Below are 20741 nucleotides of genomic sequence, written 5' to 3' on the forward strand. Positions count from 1 at the left end.
AGGCACGCCTTGCACTGCCTCGGGATTGACCACCTTGGCAGAGCGGATAAACAACGCCCGCACCTTCTCCCAGAAATTGCCCCCCAGCACAAAAAGACTCATGAGTGTCCTGCCTATCAATGATCGCAGAAGGTTTGAGGGTGCCTGAGAAGCTTAACAGCCGGTTGCTCATTTGGACGGCTATGCTCCAGTGACCTTCTCTGGTTGGACGATACGCGATGCCTCGAGGCCGTTCCTTGCAAAGACTGCCAGGCCACCTCCTCCTGCTCGGCGCACTTGGCCTGAGTGGCTGCGTGCGGCTGGGGCCGGACTTCCAGCCGCCGGGCGAAACGTGGGTCGAACACTGGAATACCGCAGCCCTTGAACACGCCAGTCAACGCGGACCGAATCCGGATATCCGCCAGTGGTGGCAGGTCTTCAACGATCCGCTACTGAATCAGCTGATCGCCGAGTCGGATGCAAATAATTCCAGCCTGAAAATCGCCGGCTTGCGCGTGATGGAAGCCCGTGCCCAGCTGGGCATAGCGCAAAGCGCTCTGTACCCGCAACTGCAGCAAGCCAGCGCCGACAGTTTGTACTTCAATCGCCGGCAATCGGGTGGCACCAATCCCCAGGACAGCCATTTCTGGCAATACAGCGCTGGGTTCGACATGGGTTGGGAGCTGGACTTCTGGGGGCGTTTCAGCCGGGCCATCGAATCGTCCGACGCCAGTTATTTTGCCGCTCAGGCCAACTATGAAGACGTGCTGGTATTGCTGCGCGCCCAGGTCGCGGACACCTACTTTTCATTGCGCACCACCGAGGCACGGTTACGCGTCGCCCGGGAGAACGCCAAACAACAAAAGCGTAATTTCGAGATCACCGAAAAACTGTTCAACAGCGGCCAGCAAGCGGAACTCGACCTGCAACAGGCCAAAACCCAATACCTCGGCACCCTGAGCACCATCCCCTCCCTCGAAGACCAGTTGCAACGAACGCGTAATGCGTTGGCCGTGCTGATCGGGCAACCGCCCGGCGCGTTGCCGATGCTCGTGAGCAACGAAGGCTTGATCCCGCTGGTCGATCGCGCCGTGCTCCAGGATGTGCCGGCCAATCTGCTGCTGCGCCGGCCCGATGTGCGCGCCGCCGAGCTGAATGTCGCCGCCCAGTCGGCATTGATTGGCGTGGCCGAAAGTGACTTCTATCCGTCGCTGACCTTGCTTGGCAGCATCGTCTGGTCGGCCGACACGCTAAACGGTACGTCCCGAAGCCTGGACCTGATCGGCGGCCCCAGCCTGCGCTGGAACCTGTTCGACCATGGTCAGATCAGCAATAACGTACGCGTCCAGGATGCGCGGTTGCAGCAACTGATCGAGGCGTACCGCGACAAAGTCCGCCAGGCCGCGCGGGAGGCTGACGATGCCGCCACTGGTTTGATCAAATCGCTGGAGCGCGAACGCATCCTGAGCGAAGCCGGAGTGGCCGCCAAACGCTCGCTGGTGCTGGCCAGCACGCAGTACCGCGAAGGTTACTCGGACTTTCAGCGGGTGCTCGATGCTCAGCGCGCACTGCTCGAACAGCAGGACAGCTACCTGGTCGCCCGCAGCAACGCGGTGAGCAACCTGATTGCCCTGTACAAATCCCTCGGTGGCGGTTGGTACAGCGCCCAGCCCAAAGTCGATGAAGCCACCCGCCAGCAGATGGAAAAACGCACCGACTGGGGCGACCTGCTGAGCGAGCCCGCCACCCTCCCTGCCCCACAAGGTAAACAGCCATGAGTGAAACCGTGCAGCCTGTCCCCGAGGCGCCCGCCCCAAAGCCTCCTGAGCCTGCCGCCGACCCGGCGAAAAAAGGCATCAAATGGGTGCTGCTCCTGATCCTCCTGAGCCTGGCGTGGTACCTGGCGGCCGACCGTTTCACGCCCTATACGCAACAAGCCCGCGTGGGCGCCTTTGTCATTCCGGTCGCCTCGGAAGTCGCCGGCCGGGTGATCCGCGTCAACGTGCGCAACAATCAGGACGTCCAGGCGGGCGACGTGCTGTTCGAAGTGGACCCGCAGCCCTACCAGATCGCCGTCGACCGCGCCCGCGCAGACCTTGAATCGACCCGTCGGCAGATCGGCGCCAGCACCGCCGGCATCGCTTCGGCGCAAGCCAACTTGCGCGCGGCCCAGGCCAACGAACTGAAGGCGAAACAAGACAATCAACGTTTGGAAGGTTTGTACCGCGAAGACCCCGGAACCATTTCCGTGCGTCTGCTCGAAGTGTCTCGCGCCAATCGTGAACAGGCGGTCAGCCAGGTCGCGGCCGCCCGCGCCGAAGTGCAACGCGCCCGCGAGCAAGAAGGTGGCAGCGAGGAAGACAACGCCCTGCTGCGAAGCGCCGCCACGGCGCTGTCGAAAGCCGAGCTGGATCTGTCCAACACGCAGATTCGCGCCCGTTCGGCGGGGTTGGTCACCGACCTGCGCACCGACGCCGGGCAGTTCGCCGCGGCCGGTGGCCCGGTCATGACCCTGATTGCCATCCACGATGTCTGGATCAGCGCGGACATGACTGAAAACAACCTCGGTCTGGTGAAAGTCGATACGCCCGTGGCGATCGTCCTGGATGCATTCCCGGGCGAAGTGTTCGACGGACGCGTGCGCAGTGTCGGTTATGGCGTCAGTGTCGGACAGACACCGGCGCCTGGCACCTTACCCAGTGTCCAGAACAGCCGCGACTGGCTGCGACCGGCCCAGCGTTTTCCGGTGATTATCGAGCTCTCCGAAGACGCCCGAAAAAGCTTGCGTGACAGCGGCGCCATCCGTGCTGGCGGGCAGGCCGAAGTCATGGCCTTCCCGACTCAAGGCAACCCGCTGAACCCGTTGGGTCGGCTGTTTGTGGGTTTCATGAGCTGGCTGAGCTATGCCTACTAAACGCACGCCCCGGGAACAGCGCGCATTACGCCTGGCCACTGGCACGGCGCTGTGCCTTGCCGCCAGCTTCGGCCTCGGGTTGCCGATCCCCTTTCTCGCGCCGGTGCTGTGCCTGATCCTGCTGGCGTCGATCAATCGCCCGTTGCCGTTCAAGGCAGCCGTGGTGCTCGCACTGGCTGCGATGTTGACCACGGGCCTCGGCCTGTTGTTGATCCCGATCCTGCGTTATTACCCCGTCAGCGGCGTGCTGCTGATCGGTCTGAGCCTATTCCTGGTCTTCCGTTTTGGCCTGCGCGGTGGAAATGCCCTGATCGTGACCTTTCTGGTGATTGGCCTGACGATGATTTCCTCGGCCGGCGTTGCCGAATTCGATCTGGCGGCGATGGTCATCGGTGCCCTGGTCAAGGGCTTGCTGCTCGCCGTAGCGGTCGTGGCGGTCAGTCACGGGTTATTCCCGGATCCGCCCAACGCCCCTTCCCCGCCGCCTGCCCCGACGTTGCCCGCCGAAGAGGTCAGCCGAGTGGCGCTACGTGCAACCCTGATTGTGTTACCGACGTTCCTGCTCGCCTTGATCGACCCGGCCGGTTACCTGCCGATCATCCTCAAGGCCGTCAGCCTGGGCCAACAAAGCTCCACGACCAACGCCCACACAGCCGGTCGCGAACTCGTTGGCTCAACCTTGCTCGCAGGCCTGCTGGCGATCCTGTTCTGGAGCGCCCTCAGCCTGTTTGTGCACCTTTGGATGTTCTTTCTGTGGATGCTGCTGTTCGGCCTGGTGCTGGCGCGCAAGCTCTACGCGCTGAGCCCGACCGGGTTCAGCCCGGGGTTCTGGCTCAACACCCTGATCACGCTGATTATCCTGCTGGGCCAGTCGGTTCAGGACAGCATCGCAGGCAAGGACGTGTACACCGCGTTTGCGGTGCGCATGGGCTTGTTCCTCGCCGTCACGTTGTACGCCTGCCTGATGGTTTATCTGCTCGAGCAGCGGCCGCGAAAGACTCAGGGATTAACCTGATACCCCTTGCCCTGCAGGCAACTGGTGTACGCCGTCGAGGTAGTTGCAGCACTGGTTTTCTCTTGTGCCCGGCGCTCCTGACGCTGACGCGAGCCGCCCACCACTGCACCGGCCACGGCGGTCTCTTTCGCGCGGTCCTGCCGATAGTCCTGTTTCGTGTCGTCATCGATGCGCTCATAAAACTCGTCATGCTGACGCCCGCGCACTTCTGCCCCGGCCGATCCCGCGGCGGCCCCCGCGGCAGCACCGCGCAATCGCCCTCCGGAAGCAGGCTGTGCGGTCGACGCGGCCTGACTGGACGCGATGCTGTTGCATTCATTGATGTCCAGCTGGGTCTGTTGCGAACTCTGCCCTTTCATCGGAACGACCGTTGCAGCCCAACCCTGGGTGCACGCAACCGTCAATGCGATGCTCAGGCCGATGGATGACACCTTGCTCATAATGACCTCCAACGCAGCCCGTCACTCTGCACTAACCCCGGGTAGCTGATCCCGGGCTTGATTCAGCAACAAAGAGTGTAGATCACGCGGCACTCACTCTCTGCACGGTATTGCCTGATCCTGACGGCGAACAGGATTCTTTTCGATCGTTTTGGCGTGATGGCCTAACCTCATAGGTTGAGCGACCCACCACAGAGTCGAGCACCCCCATGCGTAATGCATTGAAGTCAATGATGTTCGTCGTGCTCACGCTGCTTGCAACCAGTGACGGAGCGCTGTCGGCCGCCGACATACCGCCGGCTGCAGGTATTACATCGGGTACTTCGTCGTTAGTCATTTCTCAGAGTGATCTGCAAAACCTGCAAATCCGCCTTGACCGAATCAAGCAACAGATTTCGCTGGCCAATAACCTCACCCAGATGGTCGGCCTGCAAGATGCTGTTCAGTCGTTTATCAACGACGTGGATAGCCTGCAGTCATCCCTGCTGCCCGAACAGAAGCAACTGCAAGCCCAACTTGATGTGTTGGGCCCGGTATCACTCGACGATGTAGAGTCAGAGAAATCGGATATCGCGACGCAAAGAGCCTATCTCTCCGAGCAAAAGACCAAAGTCGATTCCAGCCTCAAAACCCTGACAGCACTCAGAAACAATGCTGCCGGTCTCCTTATTCAAATCGCCGGCATTCGCCGCAACCTGCTGGAATCCGAAGTCACGCTGCGCAGCGGCAGTATCCTGGGGCCGGGGTTCTGGGCTCCGTTGTTCAGTCCGCTGAAGGAGGACCGCCAGCGGCTGAGCGAATTCATCCAGCAGGCTTCCAGCGCAATCAAGGCCGCCTGGCAACCCGGCGAACGCCTGTTCACCATCGCATTGATCGTGCTGGCCCTGGGTGTTTGGTCCTGGGGCCGAAGAATCGCGGAGCGCGGGCTGACCTGGGTGTGTATTCATCGAATGCCGGAAGGACGTTTGCGTCGAAGCTCGCTCGCACTGGCCTCTGTCGTGGCCACGCTGCTGACCACGGCTTTTGCAATGCAACTGCTGTTTTATGCGCTCACCCGGCAATTGCCGTTGTCGCCTTTGATTCAGAACTTTGCCGATGAATTCGAAAAAATCATCTATGTGTGCATCCTGATTACCGGTCTGAGCCGGGCGCTGCTGTCGACCCGACATCCTTCCTGGCGACTGCCGGCCATCTCCGATCCCGTGGCACTGGCAATCCAGCCCTTCCCCAGAATACTGGCCGTCACACTGCTGATTCTGGTCAGCCTGGCACAAATCACCAACGTCACCGGCATGAGCCCGCCGGCCATTCTGTTTGGCCGCGGTTTGATCGCGCTGGTGGTCACGCTGATTATCGGCACGTTGTTCCGGCGAGCCAGCAGAGTCCGCAGAGCCGTTGCGGCTACCGGGGAAGCGCCCGAATCGAGTACCACCCTTGCCGGCCTGATTTATTCGTTGGCCGGTTTTGCGACGGTGGTATCGCTGATTGCGCTGCTGATCGGCTACATCTCCCTGGCACGGTTCATTACGTACCAACTGGTCTGGGGTTTTATCATCCTGTCGGGCTTCTACTTGCTGACGCAATTGTTCAGAGACAGCTGTGAGTACCTGTTTTCACCCAAGAGTCCAAGCGGCAAGGCGCTCAAACAATTGCTCGGAATCGGCGATGTACGCCTTGAGCAAGCGTCGATCATTCTGTCCGGTGTCGGTCGCGCCGGTTTAATGCTGCTGGCGGTCATTTCACTGTTTGTCGGTGGCGTCGGCACGACGCTGGGGCAACTGTTTACCCAGACGTTCGCCATCCTCGGCGGCGATGGCCTGCGCAAACTCAATATCATCCCGGGCCATTTGCTGAATGCGCTACTGGCCCTGTTCATCGGCATCTACCTGATTCGCGCACTGCGCCGATGGCTGGATAACGAGTTCCTGCCCAAGACCGACATGGACCCCGGCATGTGTGCCTCGCTCAGCACACTGTTCTCAAATATCGGTTACGCCCTGGTGATACTGCTGACCTTGTCATCCCTGGGCATCGAGTGGACCAACCTGGCGTGGATTGTCAGCGCCCTGTCGGTGGGGATCGGCTTCGGCTTGCAGGAAATCGTCAAAAACTTCGTCTCCGGGCTGATTCTGCTGACCGAGCGCCCGGTCAAGGTCGGCGACCTGATCAGCATCAGTGGCGTCGAAGGCGACATCCGCCGCATCAACGTCAGGGCCACCGAAATACAACTCAGTGACCGCTCGATCGTCATCGTGCCCAACTCACAACTGATCTCGCAGAACCTGCGCAACGTCACCCTCGGCGGCAGCGCACAAGGGGTGGCGACACTGGAGCTGATGTTCCCGCTGGACATCGATCCGGAGCAAGTTCAAAACCTGCTGTACGACACGTACCGCGAGAACGAAACCATCCTCGACAAACCGGCTACCTTCGTCCGGTTCAGCAAACTGACCCCCGAAGGCATCACGCTGACGGTCACGGGCTACGTCAGCAGCCCGAGAATCGTCGGCACGACTAAAAGCGATTTGTTGTTTGAAATTCTCAAGCGATTGGGTGCGGCCGGGATTGAACTGGCGAAACCTGCATCGACGGTTTGAACAAAAAACCGGTCGTTCAGCCAGTCACTGCGCCCTCTCGGCGAGGCTGAACTTGCGAATCAGGTCCTGCTCGGGCGAATGCGCTTGAGCGTTTCACTCGGCAGTTCCTTGAACAGCGCCCGGTAACTGCTGGAAAACCGCCCCAGATGCCAGAACGACCAATTCATCGCCACTTCGGCAACGGTGGTGTCATTCGGTGTTCGCGCGAGCAATTCGCGGTGGGCGCTGTTGAGGCGGCGCAGGCGCAGCCAATGGGTGGGCGTCATCCCGGTGAAGGCCTTGAACGCGTGCTGCAACTGCCGCAGGGAAACCCCGGCCACCTGGGAAAGCTCCAGCAGGTTGAGGGTTTCTTCCGGTGAGTCGGCGGCCCATTCGCCGATGCGTTTCATCACTGCGCGTTCTTCGGTGCGGCGCTGCAGGCCGCCGTGATCGAGGCACACACAGGCGTTGTCGAGGATGTACAGGCAGTCTTCGAGCAGTTGCTGGGTCAGCGCTTCTTTGCTCGGCGGGTCGAGCGTTTCGGCGAGGCGGGTCAAGGTGCCGCTCAACCAGCGGCTGAACAAGGCGTTCTGCCCCGAGTTCAGCGGCGACATGAACAAGCCTTCCAGCCGCGCAACATTCAAACCATGACGCTGCACGAACTCCGGACCAAACACCACGGCGACTTCCTGGTAGTTCTCCGGGGTGATCCAGATGTTGCGGCTTTCGCCATTCAACACATACAGCGCGTTGTCGCTGCGATCGAAACAGAACGCCAGCGAACCCTCGGGCGCGCTGAAATTCTGTTCGACCCGGGTGTTCATCTGCTCTTCGTAAATCTCCACGCCTTGCAGGTCCAGGTAGCGCACACGCCCGGCGAAATGCCCCGGCGACATTTGCTGGTAATGCTGAACCCAACCCGGCGTGGCGCGGATTTGCGCAGCGACATCGTCGGTGTTGAACGCTTGAACCTGAATTGGACTGGACGCTGACATGAATGACCTTACGCACTCGTTTGGTGCGTTTTGGTGCCGCTGAAAGTGGATAGATGGAACCGCAAGGCTCGCCCAAGATAGTCGTCAACGCGTCTCAGGGGAAGTGTGCGGTGGATGAAACCGCCCTCCCCGGCGTTAAAAAAAACCAATAACGAGGTCTTTATGAATGCCCCTTTCGATCAGCTCCTCACGTGGCTGAAAGATCACAAGATTACCGAAGTCGAGTGTGTGGTCAGTGACTTGACCGGCATTGCACGCGGCAAAATCGCACCCACCAACAAGTTCCTGCATGAGCGAGGCATGCGCCTGCCGGAAAGTGTGCTTTTGCAAACGGTAACCGGGGACTTTGTCGACGACGACATCTACTACGACCTGCTCGACCCGGCCGACATCGACATGGTCTGCAAGCCCGTCGCCGACGCGGTGTATGTGATTCCATGGGCCATCGAGCCGACCGCCATCGTGATCCACGACACCTTCGACAAGTTCGGCAACCCGATCGAACTGTCGCCGCGCAATGTGCTGAAGAAAGTGCTGCAGCTGTACACCGACAAAGGCTGGCGGCCGATTGTCGCGCCGGAAATGGAGTTCTACCTGACCCAGCGCTGTGAAGACCCGGACTTGCCGCTCAAGGCGCCGCTGGGCCGTTCGGGCCGTGCGGAAAGCGGTCGTCAGTCGTTTTCCATCGACGCCGCGAACGAATTCGATCCGCTGTTCGAAGACGTCTACGACTGGTGCGAACTGCAAGGCCTGGACCTCGACACACTGATCCACGAAGACGGCCCGGCGCAGATGGAAATCAACTTCCGTCATGGCGATGCGCTGGACCTGGCCGACCAGATCACTGTGTTCAAACGCACCATGCGTGAGGCGGCGCTCAAGCACAACGTCGCGGCGACGTTCATGGCCAAGCCGATTGGCGACGAGCCCGGCAGCGCCATGCACATCCACCAGAGCGTAGTCGACATTGCCACCGGTCAGCCGATCTTCGCCAATGCCGACGGCACGATGAGCGAGCTGTTCCTGCACCACATCGGCGGTCTGCAAAAGTACATCCCCAAAGTGCTGCCGATGTTCGCGCCCAACGTCAACTCGTTCCGCCGCTTCCTGCCGGACACCTCGGCCCCGGTCAACGTTGAATGGGGCGAAGAAAACCGCACCGTCGGCCTGCGAGTGCCGACCTCGACGCCAGATTCGATGCGCGTGGAGAACCGCTTGCCGGGGGCTGACGCCAACCCGTACCTGGCGATCGCGGCCAGTTTGTTGTGCGGTTATCTGGGCATGGTTGAACGCATCGAACCGAGTGCGGCGGTACAAGGTCGAGCCTACGAGCGCCGCAACCTGCGCCTGCCGATCACCATCGAGGATGCGCTGACGCAGATGGAAGAGAGCGAAACCATCGGACGGTATCTGGGCGACAAATTCGTGCGCGGTTACGTGGCAGTCAAGCGTGCTGAACACGAGAACTTCAAGCGGGTGATCAGTTCCTGGGAGCGTGAGTTCTTGATGCTTAGCGTCTGAAAACCACGCGAGATCACGCGCCCCCCTGTAGGAGCGAGGCTTGCCCGCGAAGGCGGCCTGACTGTCAACGACGATGTTGAACGGACCGGCCTCTTCGCGGGCAAGCCTCGCTCCTACACAGTCTAATAACTAAAGAGGTGTCGAATGCGTCTATTGAAATCCATGGTGCCGGCCGCGCTTGCCGTGCTGTTCAGTGCCGTTGCCCAGGCTCAACCCACCGTCAGCGTCTACAACTGGACCGATTACATCGGCGAAACCACCCTCGCCGACTTCCAGGCCAAATCCGGGATCAAGGTGATCTACGACGTCTTCGATTCCAACGAAACCCTGGAGGGCAAGTTGCTCGCCGGGCGTACCGGGTATGACGTGGTCGTGCCGTCCAACCACTTCCTCGCCCGTCAGGTGAAGGCCGGCGCGTTCCTCAAGCTGGACCGTGCGCAGTTGCCCAACTTCAAAAACCTCGACCCGAAATTGTTGACGCTGCTGGAGAAAAACGATCCGGGTAACGAGCATTCCGTGCCGTACCTGTGGGGCACCAACGGCATCGGCTACAACGTCGACAAGGTCAAGCAAGTGCTCGGCATCGACCGCATCGATTCCTGGGAAGTGCTGTTCGAACCGGAAAACATCAAGAAACTCAGCCAGTGCGGCGTATCGATGATGGACTCGGCCGATGAAGTGTTCCCGGCGATTCTCAATTACATGGGCATGGACCCGCGCAGCGAGAACCCTGAAGACTTCAAAAAAGCCGAAGCCAAACTGTTGAGCATCCGGCCTTACATCACCTATTTCCACTCCTCCAAATACGTGTCGGACCTGGCCAACGGCGACATCTGCGTGGCCTTCGGCTATTCCGGTGACGTGTTCCAGGCCGCCAACCGGGCCAAGGAAGCCAAGAACGGCGTGAACATCGCCTACGCCATTCCGAAGGAAGGCAGTAACTTGTGGTTTGACCTGTTGGCGATTCCTGCCGATGCCAGCAACCCGAAAGAAGCCCATGCCTTCATCAACTACCTTCTGGACCCGCAAGTGATTGCCAAGGTCAGCGCCTCGGTCGGCTATGCCAACCCGAACCCCGCCGCCAAGGAGTACATGGACGCGGAGCTGGTGAACAACCCTGAGGTTTACCCACCTCAGGCAGTCCTCGACAAACTCTACATTTCGACCACCCCGCCCCAGGCGATCATGCGACTGATGACCCGTTCCTGGAGCAAAGTGAAGTCCAACAAATGAATAACGAACACGCACATTCCTACTACGCGGCCACGGCCAAAGGCCTGACGCCCTACCCCACGCTGGCCTCGGACCTTGTGGCCGATGTCTGCGTGATCGGCGGCGGTTTTACCGGGGTCAACACCGCGATCGAGCTGGCTCAGCGCGGGCTCTCGGTGATTGTGCTGGAGGGCCGGCGGATTGGCTGGGGCGCCAGCGGGCGCAATGGCGGGCAGTTGATCCGCGGCATCGGCCATGACGTCAGCGGTTTCACCCGGTACGTCGGTGAGGACGGGGTGCGCTATCTGGAGCGTGCGGGGATCGAATCGGTGGAACTGGTGGGCAATCGCGTCCGTGAACACGGGATTGAGTGCGACCTGCGCTGGGGGTTCTGCGAGCTGGCCAACACCAAGGCGCAATTCGCGGCGTTCAAGACGGAGCGCGACAGTCTGGCCGAATCAGGTTACGCCCACGAAACCCGTCTGGTCGGGCCGGAGCAGATCCGTGAGCAAGTGGTGGACTCAAGCGTCTATGCCGGTGGTCTGGTCGACATGGGTTCGGGCCATTTGCATCCGCTCAATCTGGTGCTGGGCGAAGCAAGGCTGGCGCAATCCCTTGGGGTGCAGATCTTCGAGCAGAGCCCGGTTCTGGAGTTGATCCATGGCAGCACGGTGCAGGTTCGCTGTGCCGGTGGCACGGTACGCGCGGGAAGTCTGGTGCTGGCCTGCAACGCGCACCTTGAAGAACTCGAACCGAAGCTCAGCGGCAAGGTGCTCCCGGCCGGCAGCTACATCATTGCCACCGAGCCGCTGGCACCTGAGGTTGCCGCGCAGTTGATCCCGCAGAACCTGGCGTTGTGCGACCAGAAAGTCGGCCTGGATTACTACCGGCTCTCGGCGGACCGGCGCTTGCTGTTTGGCGGCGCCTGCCATTATTCCGGGCGCGATCCGGCTGACATCACGGCGTACATGCGCCCGCAGATGCTCAAAGTCTTCCCGCAATTGCGCGATGTGCGCATCGACTATCAATGGGGCGGCCGGATCGGCATCTCCGCCAATCGCTTCCCGCAAGTTGGCCGCTTGAGTCAGCACCCGAATGTGTTTTATGCCCAGGGTTACTCGGGGCATGGGCTGAACGTCACGCATTGGTGCGCGAAGCTATTGGGTGAAGCGATCCATGCCGGGCACAGTCGAGGGTTCGACGTGTTCAGCGCCGTGCCGCACATGACCTTTCCCGGCGGGCCGATGCTGCGCTCGCCGTTGCTGGCGCTTGGGATGTTCTGGTATCGCCTGCGCGAACTGGTTGGCTGACAGGCCGCTATCGCGAGCAGGCTCGCTCCCACAGGGGATTTTCGGCGGACACAGCATTTTTGAACGACGACGATCCCTGTGGGAGTGAGCCTGCTCGCGATAAACGATAACGCGGTCAATCAGTTGTTTAGGCCTTTCGATTTGCTCAATCGCAAGGCACTTCTATATTGAGGAGGTGCTCTGACTTTTCTGCGTCCTGGCGAGTACGGCCTATGGCTACGACTGACCGACTGATCATCTGCGAGCACTGCGACTGCGTGTATGAAAAAGTCACGCTCGCCAAACATCAAAAAACCCTGTGCACACGCTGCGGCGGTGTGCTCCAGCGCTATAACGGCCTGACGGTGGAACAACGCCTGGCGTTGACCTGGACGGCGTTGATGCTGTGGATTTTCGCCAATTTCTACCCGGTCATGAGCATCAGCCTCAAAGGCCTGAAAAACAGCGCAACCCTCTGGGACTCGGTGCTGGCCCTGAGCCTGGGGCCGATCACGTTCATTGCCATGGTGGCGGCGATCGCGATGATCATCGCGCCGATTTTCCAGCTGTTGCTGCTGATCTGGGTGCTGAGCTATGCCCTCGCCTCCCGGCGCTCGCCCGGTTTCAGCTTCTGCATGCGCTGGCTGGAAACCCTGCGGCCCTGGAGCATGCTCGAAGTCTGTCTGCTGGGGGCCATGGTCGCGGTGATCAAGCTCGCCGGGTTGCTGGATGTGCTGCCCGGCATCGGTCTGTTTGCCCTGGCCGTGCTCAGCCTGATGATGATCCGCATCGCCGGGCGCGATATCCGTGAGCTGTGGGACATTCTATGACAACGCCTCCGGTCGCCAGCGAACTCAACCTCTGCCTGTGCCACAGCTGCGGACTGGCCTGCGACATGACAGGTGAACCGCACGAATGCGAGCGCTGCGGCGCGCCGTTGCATCGGCGCAAAACCAACTCGCTGACCCGCACCTGGGCCTACCTGCTGACCTCATTGGTGTTTTACGTCCCGGCCAATCTGCTGCCGGTGATGAATACGAAGATGGTCGGCAACGGAGCTGACAGCACAATCATGGGCGGCGTGCTGGATTTCTGGCAGCACGGTGCCTGGGACATCGCCCTGATCATTTTTATCGCCAGCATCGCGGTGCCGGGCGTCAAGTTCGTCGTGTTAATGCTGCTGCTGATTACGGTGCATCGCAACAGCCTATGGGCGCGCAAGGAGCGATCGACGTTATACCGCTTCGTCGAGCTCATCGGTTATTGGTCCATGCTCGACGTGATCGTGGTGGCCCTGGTGGCCTCACTGGTGAAGTTTCAAGCCCTGGCCGATATCGAACCGCGTCCGGGCATTCTGTTTTTCGGACTGGTGGTGGTGTTCACCATGCTGTCAGCGATGAGTTTCGACCCGCGTCTGATCTGGGATAACGAGCAGGATAAAAACTCACACACCGAGGAGGACATGGATGAAGTCGCAAGCCACTGACGGGCCGCAAGCCCCTGGCCAGGCCCCAATCAAGACTCGTCGTTTCAGCGTTTCGCTGGTCTGGATCGTGCCAATCGTCGCAGTACTGGTGGGCATTTCCCTGGTGGTCCACAGCATGATGCAGGAAGGCCCGACCATCACGGTCACGTTCAAGACCGGCAGCGGCCTGACTGCCAACAAGACCGAGGTCAAATACCGCAATGTGGTGATCGGGCAGGTCTCGGACGTGGAACTGAGCAGCGACCAGAAGAGTGTCAACGCCACGATCAAACTGGCCAAACAGGCGGAAAGCTTCACCCGTGAAGACTCACAGTTCTGGGTGGTGCGTCCGCGTATCGGTGCCGGCGGCGTGTCGGGCATCGATACCCTGTTCTCCGGTGACTACATCGGCGCGGATATCGGCCAGTCCAACACCCGTTCGAAACACTTCAAAGGCCAGGAAAACCCGCCAGCGATTACCTATGGCGAACCGGGCAAACGCTTTACCTTGCACACCCAGGACCTCGGATCGCTGGACATCGGCTCGCCGGTCTATTACCGAAAAATCCCGGTCGGCCAGGTGGTGGCCTATGCGCTGGACCCTGACGGCAACGGTGTGAACATCGACTTGTTCATTCACGCGCCCAACGATGCCTATGTCACCGAAAACACCCGGTTCTGGAACGCCAGCGGTATTGATGTCAGCGTCGGCGCCAATGGCTTCGCGGTGAAGACCGAGTCGTTGTCATCGCTGCTGGTGGGCGGCATCGCCTTCCGCGCGCCGGAGTACAGCCCCAACGATAAACCGGCGGCCGAAGAGTATGCCTATGAACTGTTCACCGACCAGCAAACCGCCCTCGCCCCGCCCAGTGGCAAGGGCCAATACTTGAGCCTGCGTTTCGACCAGGCCCTGCGGGGCCTCAAAGTCGATGCACCGGTGGAATTCCTCGGCGTGGAGTTCGGCAAAGTGGTGTCGATCAATCTGGATTTCGATGCGAAAAAGCGCAGCTTCCCGGTCAACGTTGGCATCGTGATCTACCCGCAGCGCCTGGGTTCGGCCCATACCAAAATGCTCAAGGCGCTCAATCATGATCCCAATGATGAAGCCGCAGCCGTGCGCTTGATGGGTTCCTTTATCGAGAACGGTCTGCGCGCCCAGGCACGCAGCGGCAATCTGCTGACCGGCCAGCTGTACATCTCACTGGATTTCTACCCCAAGGCCGAGAAAGTCGCGTTCGATCCGAGCGCCCGTCCGGTCAGTATTCCGACCATTCCCGGCAGCCTCGAACAGTTGCAGGAAAAACTCGAAGGCATGGTCAACAAGATCAACCAACTGCCGATCGAGCGAATTGCCGGCAATCTTGACAGTAACCTCGTCGAACTGCGCAAAGGCCTCGCCCAATTCAACGCCAAGACGCTGCCGGGCGTGCAAACCACCCTGGCCGACGTCAGCAAAACCCTGCAATCGGCCAGTTCGACGCTCGCCGAAGATTCGCCGCAGCGGGAACAGCTGACCCAGACCCTGGACGAACTCGGACGCATGTCGCGCTCCTTGCGTGAGCTCTCGGATTACCTGGGACGCCATCCGGAATCGCTGATTCGCGGCCGCCCCAACAACGCCGCACCGATGGATCTGCAGGCGCCACCGCGCAACTGACCACAGGAGCAACACCATGGCTTTTTCGCTGAAGATCACCTTGGTCACCGCGCTGTTACTGCTCACCGCTTGCCGCAGTGACCCGATTCAGTTTCACACCCTGATTCCGGCGCAATTGGGTAATCAATCCAGAGGCGGTACCTCGGAGATCGAGATTGAAAGCATCAGCGTGCCGCCCCAGGTCGATCGTCCGCAGATCGTGATCCGCCAGGGCAACAGCGGCCTGGCGATACTCGAAACCGAATGGTGGGCCGCGAGCCTGGTGGATGAATTGCGCAGCGCCATGGTTGACCAACTGCTCAACAGCCATTCACAACGCAAAATGTCACTGCGCCTGGATGTGCAGCGCTTCGACTCGATTCCAGGGCAATACGCGCTGATCGACGTCAAATGGCGCCTGCGCAGCCTTGGCGACAGTGATAACACGCTGATTACTTGCCGCAGCACGTTGCAGTCACCTTCCGGCCCCAGCATTGATGAGTTGGTGGTGGCGCATCAGAACAACGTCAAGCGTCTGGCCGCTGCGATCAATCAGGCGGCCGGCGGAACTTCGAAAGGCTGCCCATCGAGCCAGTGACCACACCGTTTGATTCAGACCCATCGGGCAAGGGGCCGAGGTGCTGCTAATCTGAATGTAAATGACATGTATTAACGGTTTCTTTGACGTTTTTTTCTCATTTTGAGCTCTACATTCCCTGCGATTCAAACATGCAAATGGTTCGCATTGATTGATCCGCGAATGGACGTGCATGCCTTCCAAAAGAACAGGAGCTGCCGACAGAATGTTCACCTCTACCCCTTCCTTCCTCAAAGCGGCCTTGCTGGCCACTGCCCTGCTCGGCGCCACACAGGTGTTTGCAGCGGATGACGGCATTGTGGTCTACAACGCGCAGCACGAAAGCCTGACCAAAGCCTGGGTCGAGGGCTTCACCAAGGAAACCGGCATCAAGGTCACCGTGCGCAATGGTGACGATACCGAAATGGGCAATCAGATCGTGCAGGAAGGCGCCGCGTCCCCGGCCGATGTGTTCCTGACCGAGAACTCCCCGGCGATGGTGCTGGTGGACAACGCCGGCCTGTTTGCGCCGGTTGCCCCGACGACGCTGGAGCAAGTCGAGGCGGCTTATCGTCCGGCCCATGGCAAATGGGTCGGGATTGCCACGCGCTCAACCGTGTTTGTCTATAACCCTGCGAAACTGCCCGAGGCCGACTTGCCGAAATCACTGATGGACCTCGCGGGTCCGGCGTGGAAAGGTCGTTGGGGCGCTTCTCCGGCCGGTGCCGACTTCCAGGCAATCGTCGCTGCAGTGCTGGAACTCAAGGGTGAAGCCGCAACGCTGGAATGGCTCAAAGGGATGAAAAACAACGTTACGGCCTATCGCGGCAACAGCGCCGTGCTCAAGGCGGTGAATGCCGGGCAGATCGACAGCGGCGTGATCTATCACTATTACAGCTTCGGCGATCAAGCCAAGACCGGCGAAAACAGCAACAACACGGCCCTGCACTACTTCAAGCACAAGGACCCGGGGGCCTTTGTCAGCGTCTCGGGGGGCGGCGTATTGGCGTCCAGCAAGCACAAGGAACAAGCCCAGGCGTTGCTCAAATGGATCACCGGCAAGGACGGCCAGGACATCCTCAAGACTGGCAAGTCGTTCGAATACGCCGTGGGCAAAAACGCCCCATCCAATCCGAAACTGGTGCCTTTGTCGCAACTCGACGCCCCGATGGTCGATGCGTCGAAACTCGACAGCAAAAAAGCCGTGGACCTGATGACTCAGGTGGGGCTGCTCTAATTGATCCCTGAATCCCTGCCAACCGGTATCCCCGCGGCGATACCCGTCAACCTGCGACGACGCGCCCGTGGCGTCTTCGCCGGTCGCGGTGGCGCCTGGGTAATCGGTTTGTCGGTGCTGGTGTCGTTGCTGGCACTGATGCCGATTGCCTTCGTCATCGGCGTGTCGATACAAACCGGCTGGGCAACGCTGGTGCCGCTGGTGTTCCGGCCTCGGGTCGGCGAGTTACTGATCAACACCGTGTTGCTGGTGGTGATCACGATTCCGTTGTGCATCAGCCTGGGCCTGGCCCTGGCCTGGTTGACGGAGCGCACCAACCTGCCCGGGCGACGTGGCTGGTCGTTGCTGGCGATCGCGCCGCTGGCGGTGCCGGCCTTCGTGCACAGCTATGCCTGGGTCAGCCTGGTACCACCGATTCACGGCCTGTTTGCCGGGGTTCTGGTCTCGGTGATCGCCTACTTCCCGTTCCTGTACTTGCCGATTGCAGCGACGTTGCGCCGGCTCGACCCGGCGATCGAAGACGTGGCCGAATCCCTGGGGCTAAAGCCCTGGGCGATCTTTTTCCGGGTGGTGTTGCCGCAACTGCGCCTGGCCATCTGTGGCGGTGCGTTGCTCGTGGGCCTGCACCTGCTGGCCGAATATGGCCTGTACGCGATGATCCGCTTCGACACCTTCACCACGGCGATCTTCGATCAGTTCAAATCCACCTTCAACGGCCCCGCTGCCCACATGCTGGCCAGCGTGCTCGCCCTGTGTTGCCTGCTGATGCTGACCGCCGAATCGGCCGCTCGCGGTACGGCGCGTTACGCCCGGGTCGGTTCCGGCAGCGCGCGTGAACAACGGGTGGTGCGCCTGGACGCTCAAGCCACGGTGCTGGGGTTGATGCTGCAAATCACCACCTGCGCCCTGGCCTTGGGTGTGCCGCTGATCACCTTGGGCAAATGGCTGATCGCGGGCGGCCCGCAAGTCTGGGACTTGGCAGAGCTTGTGCCGGCGCTGGAACAAACCCTGCTGCTGGGGATTTGCGGCGCAGTCCTGACCACCTGCGCCGCCATCCCGATTGCCTGGCTGTCGATTCGCTCGCCGGGTCGGCTGCAGCGTTTGCTGGAAAGCTGCAACTACATCACCAGCTCGTTGCCCGGGATCGTCGTCGCCCTGGCCTTGGTCACCATTACCATTCATTTCGCCCGACCGATCTACCAGACCACGATCACCGTCCTGTTGGCGTATCTGCTGATGTTTTTGCCCCGCGCCCTGGTGAGTTTGCGTGCGGGCATCGCGCAGGCACCGGTCGAACTGGAAAACATGGCGCGCAGCCTCGGCCGCTCGCCTGCGCGGGCACTGTGGCTGATCACCCTGCGCCTGGCCGCGCCCGGGGCCGCCGCCGGTGCCGCGCTGGTGTTTCTGGCGATCACCAATGAGCTGACCGCGACCCTGCTGCTCGCCCCCAACGGCACGCGCACCCTGGCCACTGGTTTCTGGGCCATGACCAGCGAAATCGACTATGCCGCCGCCGCGCCCTACGCCCTGCTGATGATTGTGCTGTCGCTTCCGTTGACCGCAATTCTTTATTACCAATCCAAACGAACGGCTGGACGATGAACGCTCTGGAACTGCACGCGATCTGCAAATATTACGGTTCTCAGCGAGCGCTGGAGAACGTCAGCCTGTCGGTGCCAAAAGGCAGCCGGACAGTCATCGTTGGCCCCTCGGGTTCCGGCAAAACCACGTTGCTGCGGATGATCGCCGGTTTCGAATTCCCGGACACGGGCAGTATTTCGCTCGACGGCCAGACACTCGTCGACGACACCCATGAAGTCCCGGCGCATCAGCGCTTGATCGGCTATGTTCCCCAGGACGGCGCGCTGTTCCCGCACATGACGGTGGCCGCCAATATCGGTTTCGGGCTGTCGACCACAGGCGACGCGAAGCACCAGCGAATCGCTGAGTTGATGGACAGCGTGGCCCTCGACGCGAGCATGGCCCAACGTTGGCCCCATGAGCTTTCCGGCGGTCAGCAACAGCGAGTGGCGCTGGCGCGTGCGTTGGCGCAGCAACCACGGCTGATGTTGCTGGATGAGCCGTTTTCGGCCCTCGATACCGGTCTGCGGGGCGCCATGCGCAAAATGGTCGCGCGATTGCTGTCCGACGCCGGCGTCACCACCATCCTGGTCACCCATGACCAGAGCGAAGCCTTGTCGTTCGCCGATCAGTTGGCGGTAATGCGTGACGGCCGGCTGGTGCAGTCGGGCCATCCGCTGGACCTTTACCGCTATCCCGACGACGAACAGACCGCGCTGTTTCTTGGAGATGCCGTGGTCATGCCCGCCAGGATCGAGGCCGGTTGGGCCCATTGCGATTTGGGCCGTATTCCGGTCAACAACCACCGTAACAACAATGCCGCGCAGATCATGCTGCGCCCCGAGCAGCTGCAACTGGTCAGCATCCAGCCCAGCCTGACAGATGCCGTCGGTTGCCGCGCCGTGGTGACCGAGCGGGATTTCAGCGGCAACACCTGCACCTTGACCGTGGAGTTGCAGCCTGCCGTCGCCGGCGACCCGCACGGTCGATCACTGATGGTGCGCAGCTCTGGCCTGTACGCTCCGCCCGCTGGCAGTGAGGTTCACGTATCAACCATCGGCCATGCCCATGTGCTGAGTGAACCCTGAATCCACTCCATCACAGATCAAAGCGATCCACCGCCCGACGCCGCTCGTTGTCGTCGCGCACATCGTAGTTGGCCGTCGTCTGGATATTGCTGTGATGAGCGAGTTTTTGCGCGATCGACAGGTCATGCTCTTCGATCACCCGGGTGATGAACGAGCGCCGGAAATCATGCGGCATGATCTTTACCCCGACCTGCGCACCGCGCTGCCGGGCGATGTAATAGATCGCGTGTTTGGTGATGCGCTCGCGGGTGATGTGGCTGCCGCGACGGATGCGGTTGAACAGGAACGGGTCGTCCACCTCGCCTTCCTTGAGGTGCGAACGGCGCAGTTCCAGCCAGGCCTGCAGTTTTTCAAAGGCCCAGGCCGGGGCGTATTTGATCAACTGCTTGTTGCCCTTGGCGGCGACCCGCAAGCTGCGCTCGCTGAAATCCACCTGTGACAGGTCCAGGTTCACCGACTCGGATTTGCGCATTCCCGAACCGTACAAAATCCCGATGATGGCGGCGTCTCTCAAGCCTTGAGGACGCGGGTCGGCGGCACACACCGCCATCATCTCCTGAATCAGCGAGCGCCTGAGGTTGCGCCCCTGGGACAGACGCGTGCCGGCAATCCCTTTCACCGAGCGCATTTTCAGCAAGTGTTCCTGACTGATCAGGCTCATGCGCCACGCTTCGTTCATCACCCCGCGTACCGCATTGACGTACAGCGACGAGGTATTCGGTGCGTACCCGTCTTCACGCAGCGCTGCGACCAGCGCAATCACATTGTCGGGTTGGAGCTGATGCCAGGGAATCTCCTCGACGTTCATGTCTTCGAAACCCAAACGGTCGGCCGCATCCTGCAAAACGTAGCGCATGGTCAACTGACTGGAGGGCGCCAGTCGGGCCAGGTAGACAGTCATCGGGTTGGTCTTCGAAGCAACAGAGTGGGTATTAACTAAGTCAATCAAACGAAACGGCCTTGAGTGGAAACAATTCAGTAAAAACAACTAAGGATTGAAACATTGTTCATATAAAGGGGAACACTTCCGTAGGACTTCTCTTCTAAAAATCGCGATAAACGGCAGAAGTCTGAACAGTGGCTGTATGACTTTCAGATAAACGATTCGAAGACCGGTTTTTCATGTTCCTTTCACAAAATCGGGCATAACCTTCAATCAACCCGACGAGCCCTTGTGGGTCGTCACGCTGCCGGTCGCGGCCCGGAAAGTCAATTG

At 60.5% G+C, this 20741-nt stretch carries 17 protein-coding genes; 14 read left to right on the top strand and 3 right to left on the bottom strand.

Annotated features, from left to right (window positions below):
* Positions 1-218 precede the first annotated feature (218 nt).
* The 3 genes from AB4N91_RS12520 to AB4N91_RS12530 are packed head-to-tail and all read left to right on the top strand — an operon-like array spanning position 219 to position 3908.
* The gene (locus tag AB4N91_RS12520) at positions 219-1757 is read left to right on the top strand and encodes an efflux transporter outer membrane subunit (protein ID WP_460112502.1); all 1539 of its coding nucleotides are present in this window, start codon (positions 219-221) and stop codon (positions 1755-1757) included.
* The gene (locus tag AB4N91_RS12525; protein WP_460112503.1) at positions 1754-2893 is read left to right on the top strand and encodes an HlyD family secretion protein; all 1140 of its coding nucleotides are present in this window, start codon (positions 1754-1756) and stop codon (positions 2891-2893) included. The genes AB4N91_RS12520 and AB4N91_RS12525 overlap by 4 nt, the downstream gene beginning before the upstream one ends.
* A complete protein-coding gene (locus AB4N91_RS12530; protein ID WP_154911736.1) occupies positions 2883-3908 on the top strand; it encodes a DUF2955 domain-containing protein in 1026 nt (341 codons plus the stop codon). Before AB4N91_RS12525 ends, AB4N91_RS12530 begins: the two co-directional genes overlap by 11 nt.
* Here AB4N91_RS12530 and AB4N91_RS12535 read toward each other — a convergent pair.
* Positions 3893-4348 carry a YMGG-like glycine zipper-containing protein gene (locus AB4N91_RS12535; protein ID WP_010460096.1) on the bottom strand — a complete coding sequence of 152 codons (456 nt, stop codon included), beginning with the start codon at positions 4346-4348 and terminating at the stop codon, positions 3893-3895. The two genes, AB4N91_RS12530 and AB4N91_RS12535, sit on opposite strands and share 16 nt — an antisense overlap.
* Before the next feature lie 209 nt (positions 4349-4557).
* On the opposite strand from AB4N91_RS12535, the gene AB4N91_RS12540 reads away from it, so the two are divergent.
* Positions 4558-6945 (top strand): DUF3772 domain-containing protein, encoded by a 2388-nt coding sequence (locus AB4N91_RS12540; protein WP_172790882.1) that lies wholly within the window; start codon positions 4558-4560, stop codon positions 6943-6945.
* 59 nt (positions 6946-7004) lie between these two features.
* On the opposite strand, the gene AB4N91_RS12545 is transcribed toward AB4N91_RS12540, so the two are convergent.
* A complete protein-coding gene (locus AB4N91_RS12545) occupies positions 7005-7919 on the bottom strand; it encodes a helix-turn-helix domain-containing protein (RefSeq protein WP_010460092.1) in 915 nt (304 codons plus the stop codon).
* 162 nt (positions 7920-8081) lie between these two features.
* Here AB4N91_RS12545 and AB4N91_RS12550 point away from each other — a divergent pair, with 162 nt between their 5' ends.
* From AB4N91_RS12550 to AB4N91_RS12595, 10 genes are all read left to right on the top strand, one after another.
* A complete protein-coding gene (locus AB4N91_RS12550) occupies positions 8082-9440 on the top strand; it encodes a glutamine synthetase family protein (protein ID WP_077748402.1) in 1359 nt (452 codons plus the stop codon).
* Between the two features lie 144 nt (positions 9441-9584).
* The gene (locus tag AB4N91_RS12555; protein WP_221109489.1) at positions 9585-10673 is read left to right on the top strand and encodes a polyamine ABC transporter substrate-binding protein; all 1089 of its coding nucleotides are present in this window, start codon (positions 9585-9587) and stop codon (positions 10671-10673) included.
* A complete protein-coding gene (locus tag AB4N91_RS12560; protein ID WP_304873853.1) occupies positions 10670-11962 on the top strand; it encodes an NAD(P)/FAD-dependent oxidoreductase in 1293 nt (430 codons plus the stop codon). The genes AB4N91_RS12555 and AB4N91_RS12560 overlap by 4 nt, the downstream gene beginning before the upstream one ends.
* A 212-nt stretch (positions 11963-12174) precedes the next feature.
* Entirely contained in the window at positions 12175-12771 is a 597-nt protein-coding gene (locus AB4N91_RS12565) for a paraquat-inducible protein A (protein WP_102593784.1), read from the top strand.
* Positions 12768-13427, top strand: coding sequence for a paraquat-inducible protein A (locus AB4N91_RS12570; protein WP_460112504.1), 660 nt, complete (start codon positions 12768-12770; stop codon positions 13425-13427). Before AB4N91_RS12565 ends, AB4N91_RS12570 begins: the two co-directional genes overlap by 4 nt.
* Positions 13408-15063, top strand: coding sequence for a PqiB family protein (locus AB4N91_RS12575; RefSeq protein ID WP_460112505.1), 1656 nt, complete (start codon positions 13408-13410; stop codon positions 15061-15063). The genes AB4N91_RS12570 and AB4N91_RS12575 overlap by 20 nt, the downstream gene beginning before the upstream one ends.
* A gap of 16 nt (positions 15064-15079) precedes the next feature.
* The gene (locus tag AB4N91_RS12580) at positions 15080-15640 is read left to right on the top strand and encodes a PqiC family protein (protein ID WP_083376798.1); all 561 of its coding nucleotides are present in this window, start codon (positions 15080-15082) and stop codon (positions 15638-15640) included.
* Positions 15641-15845: 205 nt separating this feature from the next.
* Entirely contained in the window at positions 15846-16856 is a 1011-nt protein-coding gene (locus AB4N91_RS12585; RefSeq protein ID WP_460112508.1) for an iron ABC transporter substrate-binding protein, read from the top strand.
* Positions 16857-16859: 3 nt separating this feature from the next.
* The gene (locus AB4N91_RS12590; RefSeq protein ID WP_083377308.1) at positions 16860-18458 is read left to right on the top strand and encodes an ABC transporter permease; all 1599 of its coding nucleotides are present in this window, start codon (positions 16860-16862) and stop codon (positions 18456-18458) included.
* The gene (locus AB4N91_RS12595; protein ID WP_083376800.1) at positions 18455-19525 is read left to right on the top strand and encodes an ABC transporter ATP-binding protein; all 1071 of its coding nucleotides are present in this window, start codon (positions 18455-18457) and stop codon (positions 19523-19525) included. Before AB4N91_RS12590 ends, AB4N91_RS12595 begins: the two co-directional genes overlap by 4 nt.
* Before the next feature lie 10 nt (positions 19526-19535).
* Here the strand turns inward: AB4N91_RS12595 and AB4N91_RS12600 are convergent, their stop codons facing one another.
* Positions 19536-20426: a site-specific integrase gene (locus AB4N91_RS12600; RefSeq protein WP_460112509.1), complete on the bottom strand. Its 891-nt coding sequence runs from the start codon at positions 20424-20426 to the stop codon at positions 19536-19538.
* Positions 20427-20741: the final 315 nt, after the last annotated feature.

It is taken from the genome of Pseudomonas sp. H3_D04, from assembly GCF_054669175.1.